Below are 17,452 nucleotides of genomic sequence, written 5' to 3'. Positions count from 1 at the left end.
CGTCGGGTGGTTCACCCGGCGGAGGTCGGTCGCTCGTCTGAGACGAGTGCGACCAGGATCGTGCCAGAGCGTCTCCTGGAACCTCCCGGTAGCCGATCCCCTACTGCGCCCGCGGTGCAACTCGGCGAGCTGCTCGTGACGCGGTCAGCGTGCCTGCGCCGAGACCGGCCAGCGTGCAGGTGAGGGAAAGCCCAAGCAGAACGACGTAGAACGCTGGCGCCAGTTGCGTTGGGATCGAGATGACCACGACGACCGCCGCTGCGATCAAGAACGGCAGCATGGCTTTCCGCGCAGCCAGGTGGCCGGCTCGCCAGGCCTCGTCGCTGCGCATCAGCGACGGCAGCCGGATGCCAGCTGCGTGATTCCGACCCAATTCATTGCTCGCGATCGACACGACCCCCAAGATTGCAGTGTTGACGACGAGCACGAGGAGCGCGCAGCTCACCGCCCCCAACCATCCCGGACTCGTCATCTCCGCCTCCCTCATCCGAAGCTAGCGAATGACGTGGTCTGCGGTAACCCGTCCACGAGCTCGGCGAGGACCCGACGTCGAGGGTCTGACCTTCACGCCGATCGTCTCCGCTCCGATAGTGCTGGCACTGGTCCGCTCATGGGGATCCGACTCGGAACGGCCGCCCGTAAGCCGATCGGCCATCGTGCATCGCTCTCACTCCTCGTCGGCGCGCTCCGCTCGAAGGGCTCGCGTCCCTGCGATCCGCTGAAGAAGTTTCCGCAAGAAGACGAGCTCGATCGCCACCATTACCGCCAGGCCGACCAGGGCGAAAGCGATGCGCGCTGGACTGAAGCCGCCGCTGAGCACGATCACCGGCCAGCCGACGAGCAACGCGGCCCCCGCAATGACGTTCCACCATGATTCGAGGAGCCCCGCGGGAGCGCGGTTCGTGAGTTCCGGGCGGTCTGTCGGATCGGTGCGATCCCACCAGGACGTCATGCGTGCGCCTTTCGTTCAGTCCACTCGAATGAGTGCAACCGGCGCGGGATCCGCTCGCATGACGTCTCGTAAGCGGCATATGAAGTGCCCCGCCGGACAGGCACCTTGCCCAATGTCCGCAACCTGTGTCAGACTGCTCATGCGTTCATAGTGCGCGCAACCAACCGGCCCTCGGGTCGGTTTTTTTGTGCCCAGAAGTCCCATCGCGACCCGCGCAGCAGGAACGCGTCATCCGAGCGGGTACTCCCGCGCCCTCCTCACGGAGGCCACAGTCCTCGGACGTGCACAGTGCACGAATCGAGAGTCAGCCGCCCAGCTGACAGATCGAACGGTGGAGGTTCCATGCTCCAGCTGTCGATTGAGATCCCCGCCCCCGCTGCCTACGCGGTCGGCTTCGCACTCGCGGTGCTGTTCATCGCGATCGCGATCCGCCACGTATGGCCGATCCTGAGCGACAAGGCAGCCCGCCGCCTTGCTCGGGTGCAGCGGGCGAAGGCACTTCGCAAGAAGTAGCCGGACTCAAAAACACGCCCCCTCCATCGACGAGGAGAGCTCTATCATCGACTTGTAGCACAAACCTCCGTTTATGGCACATCGCTTGCGCCGGGTTTCGAAGAGCGCGCCGCGCCGACCATCCACGTAGCGCAACTCAGTGCCGGTATCTACGTGCCGTTTCCACCGACGTCCGACGGGTTCCGCTACGTTCTGAGCCATGGGTGAGCTTCTCGGGTACGCGCGGGTATCGACAACCGATCAGGACGCGGCGCTGCAGCTCGACGCGTTGAACGCTGCCGGATGCTACCGGGTGTGGGTCGACACAATGTCCGGATCGCTCGAGCACCGTCCGGAGCTCACCAAACTGCTCGATCAGCTTCGACCAGGTGACACTCTCGTCGTGTGGCGGCTCGACCGGCTCGGGCGATCCATCCGGCATCTGATCGACCAGCTGCAGGCGCTGGGGGAGCGAGGTGTCGGGTTCCGATCCCTGCAAGAGACGATCGACACAACCTCACCCGGCGGCCGGCTCGTGTTCCACGTCTTCGCCGCCCTGGCCGAGTTCGAGCGGGATCTCATCCGAGAACGCACACACGCCGGCCTCGCGGCCGCTCGAGCTCGAGGGCGGAACGGCGGTCGGCCGCCTCGGCTGTCGGCCGATCAGGTGCGAACTGCCAGGCGCCTGTATGAGCAACAGGACATGACTGTCGCGCAGATCGGCGATGTTCTCGGAGTCAGTAGGACCACGGTGTACCGGGCGCTCCGACGCGAGAGCGAGCCAGTCGCGGGCCGGCGTCGAAAGACGTCCGGCTGACCGTCGGGCACCGCGCGGTCCGTGCGACCGATGCGCACGGGGTGTTGCGAGATGTCTAGAGCCAAGACCGGATCTGTCGCGGAAGTCCGTGAACCGACCCCATGGCCGCGGTTCTCAACCACACCGGGGCCGTGGCGTTGGGGCATGCCTCAGAGCAACACAGTCCGGAGCGCCTCAAGGGCGGTTTCATAGCTAATCCCGCCATGACCGGGCGGTCCCCGCACGCTGGACGTTTCTGCTCATGTGTACGGCCGGAGGCGCTCCGGACCGCACGTCTGTGAGCGAGGGCTCGGAGGGGTGCATGAGCGGCTATCGTTTTCACATCTGCGGCCGTCACGGCCGATCATCAAGGGGTTCCCAAACCCGACCACAGGGGTGACCATGGACGTTCACGAGCTAGCGCAGACCCTTACTCCCACGCGCACGACGCTGCTATTTGGTGCCGGCGCATCAATCCCGTCGGGAGCACCGAGCGGAGCGGCTCTTGCCCGAAGGATCGGCAGTCTGCTGCAGCCCGAGCCCGATGGGGCCGATCTGGCGGAGGTCGCTCAACTCGTTGAGAACCGCAAAGGTCGCCTTGCACTCGTTACAGAAGTACGCGCCGCCCTTTCCGAACTCAAGCCCACTGCTGGCCTCTTGGCTCTCCCCGAGTTCGATTGGCTGTCGATCTACACCACGAACTTTGACACGCTGGTTGAGCAGTCGTACCGACGCCATGGGCGGCGTCTTGATATCTACCGCTCAAACTTTGACATTGGCCAGCCCAGGGCGGTCGACGTGACTTCTCTGTACAAGATCCATGGCTGTGTCTCCCAGGACTCCGCTGACGGGCACAAGAGTCGCATGCTCATAACGGAAAGCGACTACGACGACTTTGAGAAGTATCGTCAAACGCTATTCAATTCTTTGCGGACCGATATGTTCACGGCTGACACGGTGATTGTCGGTCAATCGCTAGCGGATAGGCACCTTAAGGATCTCGCGCGACGCGTCACCGCCCTTCGAACCGAGGGTGTAAGTACCCGCATCTTTCTTCTAGTGCACGAGTTCGATCCAGATCGAGCGGAACTGTACACGCGGCTGGGTCTGGAAGTGGTGCATGCCGACCTCGACAAATTCCTTCTCTCACTGATCGATGTCGGGAAAACGCGGCGAAACGTCGTCCACTCCACGTCGACCAGCACCTCGCTGCTTTCTCCAGCGCTTGTGCTAACGACTGTCGACGTAGGGCATGCGGTCGCGCTGGAGCCGAACGTCACCAGGCTGTTCAATGGGTCGCCGGCTTCCTACGCTGACGTCAAGCAAGGCCTGACGATCTCTCGCGCAGCGGAGCACCGTATGCGCGAATCGTTCAAGGGCGCCCGCGGATTTTTCCATGTCATCGAAGGGGCTAGAGGCGTAGGTAAGACCACCTTGGCTCGTGCCTTCATGCTCGAACTCGCTCAACGAGAAGTGCCCGCTTGGGAGCACAAACCGGATGCGCCATTGGATGTCGAGGGATGGCTAGCTGCCGAGAAGCGTTTGCGCGAAACTGGAAAAGATGGCGTGCTCCTCGTTGATGATTGTTTTCGTCACTTGCGCGAGGTCAACAAGCTTGTAGATGCTCTTCATGCCTTGGAACGCCCGAGTCTCAGAGTCATCGTTACAGTGGATGCTGGACGATGGAAGGTTTCGCGGAAATCGCGCGGCTTCTTTGCGCGGGGGAGCAGCATTCGCTTGTCGGTCCTTGAGCGCAACGACCTCGAAGAGCTCGTTGCTCTGCTAGATCGCCGTCCCGAAATCAAGCAGCTAGTAGAGCAGAGCTTCCTGGCGCTGAGCAGAGGTGAGCGCCTTTCAAGGCTACGCAACAAGTGTAGCTCCGAGATGTTCGTGTGCCTAAAGAACATATTCGCCAACGACAACCTGGACGACATCCTATTGCAGGAATACTTCGGGTTGGAAGAGGCTGGCCAAGAGGTCTATCGATATGTTGCTGCCGTGCAAGCGCTGGGAGGTCACGTTCACCGTCAGCTCATCCTTCGCCTATTGGGGCTGGATGTTACCTCGTTGGATACGATCCTCGCTCGACTGGAAGGAGTGGTCTTTGAGCGCGCGGTTGATAGTCGACGCGGCATCTTCGGATGGGAAACTCGTCACGATGTCATTGCGACAGTCATAACGAGGGTCAAGTTTGCGGACCAGGCCGAGATCAAAAACTTGTTCTTTGACCTAATTGACGGGCTCAATCCGAGTGTGGGTATCGAGCTAGAAACTGCCGTTGCGTTGGCGACGGAAGAGTTGGGTATCAACCGGCTTACTAGCTTCGGGGATCAAATTGCTGCATACCGGCGTCTGATCGAGGCTATTCCTTCGCATAGAACTCCGCGCCGGCGGCTTGCCAAACTGTTTTTGTCCCGTGACATGCTCCCCGAAGCGAGTAACGAGATCGCCACCGCCGAACGCGCAGTCGGCCCCGACGCGGTATTGCAGAGGTATAAGGCGCAGGTGGCGCTACGAAAGTCGGAAACCATCACACTGGTTGAAGAGTCGGATCGACGCGCGATTCTGTTGGATGCCGAGAATATCATTCGTACTTGTATCGAAAAGTATGGGGCCGACCTGTATAGTTATCGGACACTTGGTGACATCGGACTATCTCTAGCTGAGAGATTCAATGATTATGGTGCCGTGGATGATGCAATCGCCTTGCTCTCGCAGTTCGAAGGCGACAACGGCGACCCCCAAATCCAGGTCGTGAGGAGGAGGTTGGCGGACCGTCTTCGCCACATCACCACAGGTGAGACGATGTCTGGCGCGGAAGACGATGATCTTCTCGAGGACGTCATTCATGACTGACCAGGATTGCGAAGCAAAGGTTAGGGCGGCGCAACTGGCATAAAAGCGCCGTATCGGCGCCAATGAGAAGAGCCGGCCGCCTTCGAGGGCGCCCGGCTCTTTTCGTGGGGGAGTGGCGTCAGTGTGCGGCGTCGTATGCGTCGCGGACGGCCTGGCTGATGCGGCCGCGGGAGGAGACTTCGTGGCCGTTCGCGTTGGCCCATTCGCGGATCTTCGCGAGCTCTTCCGAGTTACCCCGCTTCGGCGCGCTGCCGACACTGGTGCGGCCAGCGCGGCTGGTGACCTTGCGTGCGGCGGCGATGTAGTCGGAGAACGCTTCGCGGAGCGCGTCTGCGTTGTCGTCGGTGAGGTCGATTTCGTAGTGGCCGCCATCGAAGGAGAAGGACACGGTGCGGCCCTTGCCGTCTTCGATGGTGTGGCCGGTGAGGTCGTCGACGAGGTGCGTGGTGACTTTCTGCGCCATGGGAGGCCGCCTTTCGCTCGGGGATCCTCTCCACCCTGGCATAGCTGATCCCGTAGAACGCTTCGTTCGTTCTTGTTCCGATCGGCTGGTCGGGCAGACTGAGCGGTGATGTCTGATTCGTCGCCAGCCGTATCCGGGTATGCCGCTGCTCTTGCCGAGCTGAAGCAGCAAGTGCGTGCTGCCCGATTTGCGGCGCAGCGCCGCGTGAATACCGAACTCATTCGTCTGTACTGGGGGATCGGTGCGACGATCCTGCAGCGCCAGGGTGACGAGGGGTGGGGGAGCAACGTCATCGGCCGGCTCGCGGCGGATCTGCGTGCTGAGTTCCCGGAGATGAAGGGCTTCTCTCCGCGGAACCTCGCCTACATGCGCGCGTTCGCAGCAGCCTGGCCGGACGAGCAGATTCTGCAACAGGCTGTTGCACAACTGCCCTGGGGCCACATCACGGTCCTCCTTGACCGGCTCGATGACCACGAGCTCCGCGACTGGTACGGAGGCCAGGCGGCCGTGCACGGGTGGTCGCGGAACGTCCTTGAGCACCAGATCCGGTCCGAGGCACACACCCGGCTCCAGGCGGCGCCGACGAACTTCGCTGAGGCCCTCCCGCCGGGGGACTCGGATCTGGCGCAGCAGATCACGAAGGACCCGTACGTGCTGGACTGCCTCGCTCTCGACGGTGATGCGAAGGAACGCCACCTCGAGCAGGCACTGGTCGGCCGGATCATCGACACTCTCCGCGAGCTCGGAGAGGGTTTTGCGTTCGTCGGCCGGCAGGTGCACTTCGACGTCGACGGCGACGACTTCTACGTCGATCTGCTGTTCTTCCACGTCGAGCAGCTCCGGTATGTCGTCGTCGAGCTCAAGACCGGGAAGTTCAGGCCGGAGTACCTCGGACAGCTCGGCTTCTACGTCGCCCTCGTCGACGACAAGCTCGGCCGACCCCAGCATGGGGACACGGTCGGGCTGCTGCTGGTCGCGGACAAGAACGACGTCGTCGTCCGGTACTCCCTCGCGGGACAGCAGACCCCGATCGGTGTCGCCAGCTACGACCTCCTCCCGCCCGCGGTACGCGCGGCTCTGCCGTCGGAAGCCGACCTCGCAGCCGCACTGGCGACGGAGACCGACACCCTCGAGTCCTGACCAGGAGTGCGTGCCACGAGAAGCCCCGCCGTGTCTCACTGAGGGAACCGTCACCGGGCGCATCGCCGGGCGGGTCTGTTGAGACACCGAGATCCCCGGATCCTGGCGGGCTCCAGAAACGCCCGCACGTGTGCGGTAGCCGATTCTCTACCGGAACGACGAAGAGCGACCGAGGTGGCGTTCGGTAGACGACCGGCTTACGGGCACCTCCGGCCACTGACTGATGTCCCCCGTTCGTGGCCTAGACGTCGTTGTTGACGATGCATCAATATGAAGGCTGAGTGATCAGACAGGGGCGACTCGTGAACCAGCCGACACTGATGCCGGCAGACGCCGCAACCGCGGTGGGGGGAACAACATCGACGTTCCTCGGCGCCGGAACATTTGGGGAGACATGGCGCGTTGACGGTGTCCTCATAGACGGTGAGCCACGTTCGGTGGCCGTGAAGTTCTTGCAGCCTCACAACTTCCACCCCGGGTTGGTGGAGCGTGAGATCGCGGGCCTGACGGACATCTCGAGCCGCCGGATCATGGGCTTGCACGAGGTTCGCACAATCTCCATCGCTGATACCGACTACACCGCGTTGCTTTGCGAGTACTTGCCCGGTGGCAGTGTGGAGGACAACCTGGCCGCGGACGGTGTTCCTGGGCACGTGGACGCCGTCGCGTTCGCCATCGAGCTGCTGCACGCGGTTGCGCAGCTGCACGCCGCAGAGCGGGTGCATCGGGATCTGAAGCCTGAGAACATCATGCTGCGTGACGGCAGCTGGGCAAGCCCGGTCCTGATCGACCTGGGACTTTCCAAAGCCGCCACGGAGATGACAATGACGCGCTACCCGCAACGAGTCGGGTCGTTGCTGTTCATGGCGCCGGAGCAGCTGCGCGGCGAACGCGCTCGGAAGAGCTCCGACCTGTGGGCCTGCGGCGTGATCCTCTTCACTGTCCTGACCGGTCAGCACCCGTACATCACCTCCCTCAGTGGGAAAACGGAAGACGAGGTTGCAGAAGAGATCACTGGACCTCCTCGAGCGCTTCCCGCGCATATCCCCGATGCGCTCCACGACGTGGTTCTCCGACTGCTCAGCGAGGACGCGTTCGAGCGCGGCACCGCGAAGCGTGCTCTGAAGGACCTCCGAAAGGCTGCCAAGTGACTGACCAATCCACCACCGCTTCCCTGAACCGCATACTCCGCGGAAAGGCGCCCACCTTCATCACTCAGCGCAGCGCACAGCACATGCATCGGCTTCCGGAGGTGTTCGACGCGCTCATGATCGATCACGGGAAGAAGCTCGGCGTCGGGACTGCGATGAAGATGTGGGGCAACACCGAGGCCGCGATCGACAAGTACTTCTCCTCGGTCGGCGCCGTCCCGCTTCGGATCGCAGACCCCGTTCTGTTCCGCCACCCGCTCTCCACCTGGGAAGGGATGGCAACGATCGAGCCTGCGCGGCGCGATCCCACCTTCACGTTCTACAACACACTCCCCACCACCGTGGACCCGGCGTGGATCCGCAGCGTCATCCAGGCTCAGTACCGGGTGGGCGCCACCGTGGCACTCTCGGCCACCGGGTGGGTCGGGACGATCAACGCCGCAGCCGCGCTGGACCAGGCGATGCTAGTCGTTCGCGCGAGCCGAGCAGTCGTGGAAGACGGTCCCATGTTCGTCAACCTGACGATGGACAAGGAGTGGCTGATCAACCGGGAGCTACGGAACCTGCTGCTTCGCGAGATCGTGGAATCGAACGAGCAGCACTGGTACCTGCGCTTCTGGTGGCCAGAATCGGCGAACTCTTATGGCCAGCTCGCTGACCCGGACATCCTCCGCGGGTACCGCCTCCTCACCGAGACTGCTGCGCTCGAAGATAAGAAGCTGTTCCTCGCCAACGCGTCCCTCACTGGGTGGCTCATGGGTGCGTTCGGCGCTGCAGGGTTCTCGACCGGTGCTTCAGCTGCAGATCAGACCTTTGCGCGAGCACGGCGAATGGGTCGCCGACCCGGGCAGACACCCCCGAAAGAGATCCCGCGGATCTTCGACCGGTTCCTGCTGCACACGATGGACGCCGCCGTCTTCGACCGTCTCCGAACCCTCCCTGGACACCGCGATTTCCGGACCAGGTTCCTCGATGAGATCGCCACGGACGGGCACTCCAAACCGGTCGCCGGCTTGCACTACCTCAACGCGGTCGGGAACCTGCAGGCCAAGATGCAGCGTGCGGGCCGTGCCGCTTTCGCGCACCGTGCGATCGATCGCGGGCAGGGATGGGTAAACGCACTGGCACAGGTCGATAAGCCGGCCGGGGCCAACAGCCCAACCCACCTCCCGGTCTGGCAAACGGTCCGCTGACCAACCACGCCCAGCGTGGTTCCTGCAGGTCAGTTGTGAGGTGTGCTGGTCGGCGGATACCAGCCGAACACGGGTGACACCTGCCCAGAGCGTTCTCCGCGTGACCAGAGAGCGTGGCTTCGCTCGGAAAGCAGCTCACGACCAACTGAGGTCATCCGGCGGTCGAGCACTCGATGCGGGCGCGCGATGACGCGGTGCCGGTTCGTGTCGGCGTTGACCAGGATCACGCCGACTCCACGCTGAGCGATGGCGTCCACCTGGTCCTGCAGCGGCCCGCCGGCGCGTTCGTCGAGTGCGATGTATGCCGCGTCGGCGGAGTGGAACTGGTCGCGGGCCTGGTTGAATGCACGAAACCAGTCGCGCAGCTTCGCCTCGACGGTGACGACGCGTCGGCCCAATGGCGCTGTGCCCGGGCAAAGCAGGACGTCTCCGGCGTGCATCTGTAGCCACCCGAGCTGCTCCAGCATCGGCAGTGCTGAGCGCCGGAGGTACTCCAGTGGCAGCCCCGTTGCTCGAGCGATGTCGCCGCGATTAAGGCTGCCCGCTCGTCGGAGAAGCTGCACGATCCGCACCTCACGATCACTACTCAAGGGCTTGACCGCGTGTTCGGCGCGCGCCTCGAGCACGGTCGGGTCGAATCGGATCATCACCAGATCCGGCACCCCCCGCACTGCGGGGACTTCCCGGAGAGTGACGACGTCGGGATCTCCCCGCCGAAAGACGGAGTGCGCCACAACAGGTGCGAGCGCGTCGACGAGGTCCGTCTCGTACCGGAATCTGCCCCCCATGGCTGGCGTCTTCGACGACGTGGTGACGGCCCCGGTCATCGTGTGCGGCTTCGTCGGCGGCGACCTGGCGCCGCCTGAGCAGACTGCATCTCGGGCATGGATCCACCATAGGTGGAACCCATGTCGCACGCCTGGACCGTTCACGGTGATCAGCGGATTTTGACACTCAATTTGACCGCACGAGCCAAGGTTCACAGTTCCTTCCGACTCTACGTCTCGATAACCGATCGGCTACCGAGACGTAGGTGGGCTGCAGAAATGTTCCGGTGCTGCGACTTTCAGGTGCTCACTGCGGCCCCGATGATCGCGCCGGTGAAGAGGACCCAGTCGTTGATGATGTGCGCGCCGGTGCTGACCGCGATGTTCTTCGTGCGGATGTAGGCGAGCGTGAGTACCAGTCGTGCGATGCCGATGATCAGGAACGCCTGCGCGAAGTTCCACCCGTAGGTCGTCGGCAGGTGCGCTGCACCGAACCGAATCGCGGTCGCGAGCCAGGCAATGAGGATGCCTTGGGTGCCGAAGATGGCACCGTGACGTACCTGCATGCCCTGCTCGCCGTGCACGCTGAGGAGCGGGCTTTGATGCGTCTCATCGCGTCGACCCTGGTCACCGCAACCGACCCCTCAGCTGACGGAGCGGGCTACTACCGGTCGGCATACCTGGAGTTCCGAGCGACGATCCGAGCGGCTCCCGCCGCAGATGTGCGGGCCGGGCGGGAACCGATAACCAAGGACCCGGCCTGTGGAGCGCAGCAGCTGCTAGCGCTTTGCGACGGACTGCGCCTGCAGTCCCTGCTCACACCGGACACCGACGTCGTAGACGCGTTCGACCGTGCCGCCGCACGGATGCGGCGAGGCTGGGCGGGCGAGTACGAACAACCCAAGTACTGGGACATCCCCCTCAGCTGCGTTCGCTGAACGAGAGACTTGCGGACCGCTTCGGCAAGGCGGTCCTGCACCGCCGTGGACGGTGCAGCACCGCTCTGGCCGCGGCGGCGCGGATCAGGAGCGCCGCCGCGGCGCTCCCCGAGCGATCAGCCGAGGTGCCCTCAGCCTCTGTCGGTATCGATCGGTTGTCTGTCCACCAATCGGCGGACGCCCATCGGCAGAGTGTGAGCAGGATGCAACGAGCACTCGCCCCTTCGTCGGTCGGCCACAACGCCCGGGCGCGGTGAACAAAGAGGGTGGGCCTGGACTCCCAGTCGAGGGCCGCGCCGCGCGCTAGTGGATCTTCTGACTGGATGCGCTTGTGATGACTTCTGCGAGAGACGGTCCCATAGCCCTCCAAGCTGGGAGGGATCGAGCGTGAGCACTGTCGATCACTTCGTCGCGATCGAATACGCGGTACAGCGGGTCCTCCTCGTCAATTGAGCCGATCCGCACGCTTCCGGCGTCACCAAACGCGGCTACGCATGCCTGGTGCGTGTCGATCGCTAGGGCTGGGTCACGGAGCTGCGCACCGAGCAAGAAGCGATGGGCCACTTCGACCTCATAAATGCGGTGGTCAACGTATCCGCGCCCCGCATCTCAGAAGCGCAGCGATGCCGGACGGCATTGAGCCAGCTAGAGGGCGGCTCCGTCGAACGCGCACCGTGCTGGCACTGCGTCCGCCTCGCCGATGTCGACGCAGTCGGCGCTGAACGGCGACGGGCCGCCACTCGAAGGACGGACGCCCCAGCGTGCCGAGGACCTCGGTATCCCCGAGCGAGGCCATCGCGGCCACGTGCCGCAGTTCGCTCGGAACCCCGTCCTGACCGCCCCATGGGGCCGCCACACCAGTTCAGTCGGGTAGCAGGCCCCGACTGCCCACATCGGACCTCGTGATCCCGGCTGCGATGGTCATCACCTCAGCGAGCCGCACCGGCCGATCGTCGCTTGCGCTGGCCAGCGGCACCCTCGCCCGCCTCTGGAACAAATCGGTCTGAGTGCGCGATAGGTGTGCGGAACGGCTTCCGAAGGGCTCAACATTCAGAACTGCAGCGTGGAGTCTGAGGCGCCCGCGTCTAACATGGAGGACGCAGCGCCTGGAAGCGCTGCGTCCTGAGAAGTAGTGCCCGCTGAAACGGGACGAGAGTTGAACACCGAGACCGGTCGAGCCACTGGAATGGCCCGGCCATCTTCGCATGCCCTCGAAGGTGCCGCAACGCCCTGACGACGGAGGGAAGAACGAAGATGGTGCAACGAAAACCAGGCTCATCGGAGCTATCGGTCCGCGAAGCGCAACGGCTCCTGCAACGCATCGCGACCGTCAACGCCACGTACCGGGAGTTGGAGCAGCAGAGACGTCGCTTGATGCTTGAGGCGAATGACGGCGGCGTGTCTACCCAACAGATTGCAGATAAGACGGGCGAGAGCCGAGGTTCGGTCGCGCACTGGATCCGGATCGCCCGTACCTGCTCTAACGAACCCTCCTCCTCAACGAACTGACCGCTTGCTGCCCGTCAGATTCCGACCGCCTCGGCCGCGCGCCGACATGTGCGACTAGCGCACCAAGCTGCGACACGCTGAGCACGCGTAGAACCACGGGAGTGCAGTGCAGAGATTTCTGTTCGATACGGGGACGGTGTGGACGTGCGTTTCTCTTGAGGCTCGCGCCGGATGCTGCTGTGCCCGTGGTCGCGATTAGCGGCATAGGGTGCTGAACTTGCACGGATTCGTTTCCGTAGCACCTTGCTGCCATACGTAGTCCCGGCAAGGGATTCCCGTCGCGAAAAGCACGTTGTGCATTCGTAGAGCACGCTAATACGTCGGTTGGCGAAGCGTGCGCGTCTCGTTACCGTGGCTCGCGAGCGCCGATTGGTCAGATATTGACCGCGCCATGCCAGGTTTTCGGGACGGATCGGAGTCAAAGTGCCGTATTTCGACGGTGGGAGTGTGCACGGAGGCAGGAGGGTTGGAGAGGCGGTCAGTCAAACGTGGAGGCGCCGTCATCCGGACCCCGAGGATCGCGCCCGGCGTCCGCCCGCGGGTTGGAGCGCGCCGGACGAGTGGCGTTCGCGGCGTCGAGGTGGAGCATGGTGACGGCTGGGAGCGTGTCGATGCCGCCCCTGCGTGCGGCAGGCAACGGTGCCAGATACTCGGAGGAGGAAGAACGGTTGATCGCGGCTCGGTACCTGCCCGTCGAGATCCGTGGAAGCTGGGACGCGACCAAGCGTCGCACCGTTCCGGACGACCACGTCATCGCGTTGCAATTCAACGGCGCCGATGGAACGCAACACGTTAGCGACATCGCGTCGGTCGATCCGTGGGACATCGTGCGAGGCCGCCCCGTGCGAAAGCTGAAAGCGCGCCCACGCGCGCTCAACCGCATCAGCTGGATCTGGACCGAATCCCTCTTGCCTGATCGCGAGAGTCGGCCCACAGCAGAGCAACTCATCGGCGCCGAGTCCTTCAACTACGAGAGTCGATTCTTGCTGGTAGCAGAGTTCGATCCGGACATCATTGCGGTCGCCTCACAACCCTTCAAGCTCCGGGCCAAAGGGCGTCCGTGTCACGGCCACGTACCCGACTACCTCGTGATCCGGCGAGGACGACCAGCCGGGGCGGTCGACGTGCGTCCCGAAGGGCGCATTGATGACAACAGTCAGGAAGTGTTCGACGATACTGCATCGGCCGTGGCCGCAGCGGGCTGGGAGCACTGCGTCTGGACGGAACTCACCGGTGCCGTGTTCGATAACTTGTCGTGGCTGTCGCGCGCTCGGAGTAGGCGCTCCGTGCACCTGCCAACCGCCCAGCTCGCAGTGCGCCTCCTCGACTCTGACTGCTACGTCACTCTGGAGGAGAAGCTTCTCGACCGGCACGCTCCTCCGCTGTTCGTGCGGCCCGCGATAGATCACGCTATCTGGACCGGTCAGATTCGGATCGACATGACCGCTCCTCTGGACGCTGGAACCTTGTTGTACCCGCCTGCGCCTGATCGCTTCGCGGCGGCTGGCGGCCCGACATGGTCAGATCAATGAACGTCGGTACACCTGGCGTCAACCGGCGCGCGGGCTCAGCGGCGACTCAAGCGGGTCGCAAAGGGCCTGGACGGGTCGCCCACGCGACCAGTGCTCACGGACGTGCGTTAGCGCATGGCGGCCCTCGAACCGTTCTCGCGGGCGCGGGATTGGCGCTCCCATGGTGATGCTGCGGCGGGACATGCAGCTCAAGGTCGACGGTCGAGACGCAGAAGTCGTTTCATATACAGCCAAGGCAGCCACCATACGCATGTTGAATGGCGTTACGTTCGAAGTCACCATCGACGACCTCACTTATGCAGCCTCGGATAGATTCGAGTTTGACGAAGAAGCGGCCCACGACCCATATCAGCATTCTCGCGCGGATTGGGAGACTATCTCAGACTCCTGGAGAACCGAATACCGTGTCGCGAGCGCCGAGTTCGAGTGGGTGAAGACCGGCGACCTTCCGGATTGGCTGACCGATGAGGAACGGGATAAGTATCCAGCTGCAGCGCGAACGAAGACCGCCAAGATCTCGCACCTCTCCGCCAAGTACCAGCTCGCAGCGAGCACGATGTGGACACGATACAGGGCGTATAAGCGGAAGGATCGGCGCGGTGCGATAGGCAAGCCGAAAATCTCGCGGCACGTTGCACACCCGTCTGTGGACCCACGGTACATCGACGAGGTCCGCGCCTACGGGCGAATCTTGCAGGACGCTGGTGAGTCAGTGCTGACTGCGCAGGTCTTCCACGAAGACATCGAGCAGCGGATCAAGCGGATTGAAGATACGGAAGGGATTAGGGTCAGGATCCCCAAAAAGGCGCTCCGGTACCAAGTAACGAAAGAAACGCTGGCGGCGGCGGGAACTCTAACCGCGGCCATCTCCCGCCAGGAGGGCATCGCCCACAGCAGCAAGAAAGAGTTCCGGAGAATCAACCCAACGCGACCTGGTGAGTTTGTCCTCGTCGACACCACCCGACTCGACGTTCGAGCGTTTAGCGTGTTCTCGGCGAAAGCGCACTCGCTCGAGCTGACGTGGATGCTCGACCTGTACTCACGCTGCATCCTCGCGATTCGAGTCGCCCCGATTGCAACGGGCGGCACGGACCTCGCTCTGCTGCTTTTCGATCTGCTCCACCCTCGTCGCGCCCCGTGGGCGTTCCACAACGGTGTACCGATGCCCAACGCCGGTCTGCCCGACTACCTCCTTATCAATTCTAGGACCGGAGAGTTCGCAGTCGACGGCGACGCCGACGACCAGATCGTCCCCAGCGTGCGCCCGGAGACCATCGTCACTGACAACGGAAGTATCTACATCTCAGAGCAGATGTCGCAGATTTGTGGGGCCCTCGGAATAAACATCCTTCGTGGACGCGTCCTCAAAGCCGACGACAAGGCCCAAATTGAGGCGTCATTCCGTACGCTTCGAACGTCTCTCCTGGTGCGCCTCCTTGGATCGACCGGTGGGGAACCAAGCAAACGAGGCCGGAAGGCCGACGTCAACGCTGTATGGACAGCTGAAGAGCTGGACAACATCGTTCGCGGCTGGGTGGCTAACTTCTACCACCACACTGTCCACACCGGCATCCACCGACATGGTATCCCCGGAGCGAATTGCACTCCGATGGAAAAGCTCCGCGAGGGTCTTCTGCGGTCCGGCGTCCGGCTCGCGAATCACTCGGCGATCGACGCGATTGATCTGCTTCCCATCCAGTGGGTAACAATCCAGCGATACGGTGTAAACATCGACAACCTCGTCTACGACTCCGATGTCCTGAAGCAGTTCGTCCGCCACAAGAGCCGCTATGTCAGCAAGGGCGGGAAATGGCCGCTTGCCGTGAACCCGCTGGACCGACAGTATGTCTACTTCCAACATCCTGCCACCGGGAAATGGCACTCGATCCGCTGGATCGGCTCTGACAGCTATGGAGGGCCATTCAGTCAATCGATGCTGACCTACTCTATTACGCGGCTACACGGCCCAAGGGGAATGGAATACGTGCACCGCGACAGCCAGGGCATGGTTGGCGAGGCGCTCGCCTCCTGGGTTGATGATCTCGCGGATGCTGCCGGTGTCACCCGTCGCGAGGACGCGATCCTGCTTCGCGCAATGGGCTGGTCTTTGCCCCTCCGGACTGTCGAGACAGTTGTTGAGACCTTCCGTTCGAAGGTTCACATCCGGACGTCTCCTAACCGGCCGAAGCACCGCGCAGAGTCGGCGCCGCGGCAGAAGCATCTACGCAGCTCAGAAGCCCCAGCCCGGATCGAAGTGCAGACAGAGACCCAGAGGGCCGGGGTGACCATTGCTCCGACAGAGCCGGCGGCAGATTCGTACTGGGAGGAAAGCTACTGAACCGGACGAGCCCGAAACCCGCGCTTGGCGATGCCACGCGGAATCCGCTGTTCTCCCCGCGATTGCACACGCGCCTCGCACGCGCCAGCGGGCGCGCTTCAGGCTTCGACACGCTTGCCGCGCACGGCGTACGAGCGCGCGCAACCCGGCCGCAGGAAGTACCCGATCACCTTGCCAGGACCGTTCATCAACCGTCACCGCGGCGCTGAGCGTCCGCTCTACTTACAGTCAGAGAGGAAGAACACACTCATGGCGAAGCACCGAACCATCTTCACCGACACGCACGACCCTCAGACGAAGGAGAGCTTCGCCGCGGCGGCGCTCCGCGTGCTTTCCCGCCCCGATCCGATACCTGTGTTCGAACTCGCCGCCATGCCTCAGGTGAGCAGGGCAAGATACGACGATGCCCGCCGTCGGTGGCATGGTGAGCTGGAATACATCGAGATATCAATGACCGCCGTGCCCCTCGCGGACCTGCGGCTGCTCATCAAGTACAATCCCTACAACCCACGGCCGCGGCGCGGCATGTGGATTGACGGGCCATCGACCACAGGTAAGACAGCGCTCGCACGCTACGTCGCGTACCAGCTGTACCGGGAGCGAACGAAGAATGGCCGTGATCTTCGGACGGCCAGCGGTGACGAACGGGTTCCCGTCATGTGGATCGACGTCGACGGCGTCGCAACGTTGAAGTCTTTGGCGGAACTCATGTGTGAGTATCTTAATGCAGAGAAAACCGCCGTGCTCACCAAGGGTCGAGGAGAGCCCGGGTATCGCCTGGTGAACGAGGCAAAGAAGTGGGCCACTCGATGTGAGACCGAACTAATTGTCTTTGATGATGTGCACCATCTCAACAACTCGAGCGCGCAGCACGACAACCTCGGCGACCTCCTGAAGAACCTGGCGACCGTGCTGCCGGCAACGATCCTCATGATCGGTGCTGATCTCGAGAAGCGCACCGGGCTCCTCAACGAAGGGGTTGCACCTTCATACGCGCAGACGCCCTCTACGAAGCGGAACGGTGGGGCGTTGCTCTACCCGCTGCCGTACAGCAGCAAGCAGGACATGGAGGAGTGGCGGAAGGTGCTCAAAGGCTTCGAGCGTCGCCTCGTTCTCGGTAGGGACGTCCGCGGCATGCTGACGGATCACGCCGATCAACTGTGGGAGTGGACAGGCGGCTACATGGGGGGCCTTCAGACTCTCGTATCGTTCGCCGCCAACATCGCCATTGATGAGAACGATGACCAAATCACGCTTGACGTTCTCGCGCGAGCGCCCCGCGACCTCGCAACACAACGCGGTTGGCGGTGAGGCGTGACCCGGCG

The 17,452-nt window shown here is 63.1% G+C and carries 15 protein-coding genes; 10 read left to right on the top strand and 5 right to left on the bottom strand.

Annotation, left to right across the window (positions count from 1 at the left end; genetic code table 11):
• Positions 1 to 100: 100 nt before the first annotated feature.
• On the bottom strand, positions 101 to 472 hold the full coding sequence (locus EDF40_RS17080; RefSeq protein ID WP_165901209.1) for an SdpI family protein: 372 nt from the start codon (positions 470 to 472) through the stop codon (positions 101 to 103).
• A gap of 195 nt (positions 473 to 667) precedes the next feature.
• A complete protein-coding gene (locus EDF40_RS17075) occupies positions 668 to 952 on the bottom strand; it encodes a hypothetical protein (RefSeq protein WP_123340993.1) in 285 nt (94 codons plus the stop codon).
• A gap of 342 nt (positions 953 to 1,294) precedes the next feature.
• Here EDF40_RS17075 and EDF40_RS19330 point away from each other — a divergent pair, with 342 nt between their 5' ends.
• The 3 genes from EDF40_RS19330 (at position 1,295) to EDF40_RS17065 (ending at position 5,096) form a co-directional block, all read left to right on the top strand.
• On the top strand, positions 1,295 to 1,465 hold the full coding sequence (locus EDF40_RS19330; RefSeq protein ID WP_165901208.1) for a hypothetical protein: 171 nt from the start codon (positions 1,295 to 1,297) through the stop codon (positions 1,463 to 1,465).
• A gap of 199 nt (positions 1,466 to 1,664) precedes the next feature.
• Positions 1,665 to 2,261 carry a recombinase family protein gene (locus EDF40_RS17070; protein WP_123340992.1) on the top strand — a complete coding sequence of 199 codons (597 nt, stop codon included), beginning with the start codon at positions 1,665 to 1,667 and terminating at the stop codon, positions 2,259 to 2,261.
• Between the two features lie 381 nt (positions 2,262 to 2,642).
• Positions 2,643 to 5,096: an SIR2 family protein gene (locus EDF40_RS17065; RefSeq protein ID WP_148053900.1), complete on the top strand. Its 2,454-nt coding sequence runs from the start codon at positions 2,643 to 2,645 to the stop codon at positions 5,094 to 5,096.
• A 118-nt stretch (positions 5,097 to 5,214) separates the two neighbouring features.
• Here EDF40_RS17065 and EDF40_RS17060 read toward each other — a convergent pair whose 3' ends face one another.
• Positions 5,215 to 5,559: an Lsr2 family protein gene (locus EDF40_RS17060; RefSeq protein ID WP_123340990.1), complete on the bottom strand. Its 345-nt coding sequence runs from the start codon at positions 5,557 to 5,559 to the stop codon at positions 5,215 to 5,217.
• Between the two features lie 108 nt (positions 5,560 to 5,667).
• Here EDF40_RS17060 and EDF40_RS17055 point away from each other — a divergent pair, with 108 nt between their 5' ends.
• From EDF40_RS17055 to EDF40_RS17045, 3 genes are all read left to right on the top strand, one after another.
• Positions 5,668 to 6,699 (top strand): YhcG family protein, encoded by a 1,032-nt coding sequence (locus EDF40_RS17055; protein ID WP_185003172.1) that lies wholly within the window; start codon positions 5,668 to 5,670, stop codon positions 6,697 to 6,699.
• Positions 6,700 to 7,001: 302 nt separating this feature from the next.
• Positions 7,002 to 7,850: a serine/threonine-protein kinase gene (locus EDF40_RS17050; RefSeq protein WP_131922744.1), complete on the top strand. Its 849-nt coding sequence runs from the start codon at positions 7,002 to 7,004 to the stop codon at positions 7,848 to 7,850.
• The gene (locus tag EDF40_RS17045) at positions 7,847 to 9,043 is read left to right on the top strand and encodes a hypothetical protein (RefSeq protein WP_123340988.1); all 1,197 of its coding nucleotides are present in this window, start codon (positions 7,847 to 7,849) and stop codon (positions 9,041 to 9,043) included. Before EDF40_RS17050 ends, EDF40_RS17045 begins: the two co-directional genes overlap by 4 nt.
• 29 nt (positions 9,044 to 9,072) lie before the next feature.
• Here the strand turns inward: EDF40_RS17045 and EDF40_RS17040 are convergent, their stop codons facing one another.
• Positions 9,073 to 9,870, bottom strand: a complete 798-nt coding sequence (locus tag EDF40_RS17040; protein ID WP_123340987.1) for a hypothetical protein — start codon at positions 9,868 to 9,870, stop codon at positions 9,073 to 9,075.
• A gap of 239 nt (positions 9,871 to 10,109) precedes the next feature.
• The gene (locus tag EDF40_RS17035; protein ID WP_123341011.1) at positions 10,110 to 10,376 is read right to left on the bottom strand and encodes a CPBP family intramembrane glutamic endopeptidase; all 267 of its coding nucleotides are present in this window, start codon (positions 10,374 to 10,376) and stop codon (positions 10,110 to 10,112) included.
• A 36-nt stretch (positions 10,377 to 10,412) separates the two neighbouring features.
• On the opposite strand from EDF40_RS17035, the gene EDF40_RS19685 reads away from it, so the two are divergent.
• The 4 genes from EDF40_RS19685 (at position 10,413) to EDF40_RS17015 (ending at position 17,438) form a co-directional block, all read left to right on the top strand.
• Positions 10,413 to 10,748 (top strand): TetR family transcriptional regulator C-terminal domain-containing protein, encoded by a 336-nt coding sequence (locus tag EDF40_RS19685; protein ID WP_395866538.1) that lies wholly within the window; start codon positions 10,413 to 10,415, stop codon positions 10,746 to 10,748.
• 2,114 nt (positions 10,749 to 12,862) lie between these two features.
• Positions 12,863 to 13,789, top strand: a complete 927-nt coding sequence (locus tag EDF40_RS17025) for a hypothetical protein (RefSeq protein ID WP_131922742.1) — start codon at positions 12,863 to 12,865, stop codon at positions 13,787 to 13,789.
• 181 nt (positions 13,790 to 13,970) lie between these two features.
• Positions 13,971 to 16,127: a DDE-type integrase/transposase/recombinase gene (locus tag EDF40_RS17020; protein WP_185003169.1), complete on the top strand. Its 2,157-nt coding sequence runs from the start codon at positions 13,971 to 13,973 to the stop codon at positions 16,125 to 16,127.
• A 249-nt stretch (positions 16,128 to 16,376) separates the two neighbouring features.
• Complete coding sequence (locus EDF40_RS17015; RefSeq protein ID WP_165901205.1) at positions 16,377 to 17,438, top strand: AAA family ATPase; 1,062 nt, start codon at positions 16,377 to 16,379, stop codon at positions 17,436 to 17,438.
• The last annotated feature ends 14 nt before the right edge of the window (positions 17,439 to 17,452 follow it).

The organism is Curtobacterium sp. PhB170 (genome assembly GCF_003752345.1).
GTDB lineage: Bacteria > Actinomycetota > Actinomycetes > Actinomycetales > Microbacteriaceae > Curtobacterium.
The sequence above is the reverse complement of the archived record's forward strand: the minus strand, read 5'-3'. Positions and strand labels throughout refer to the sequence as shown.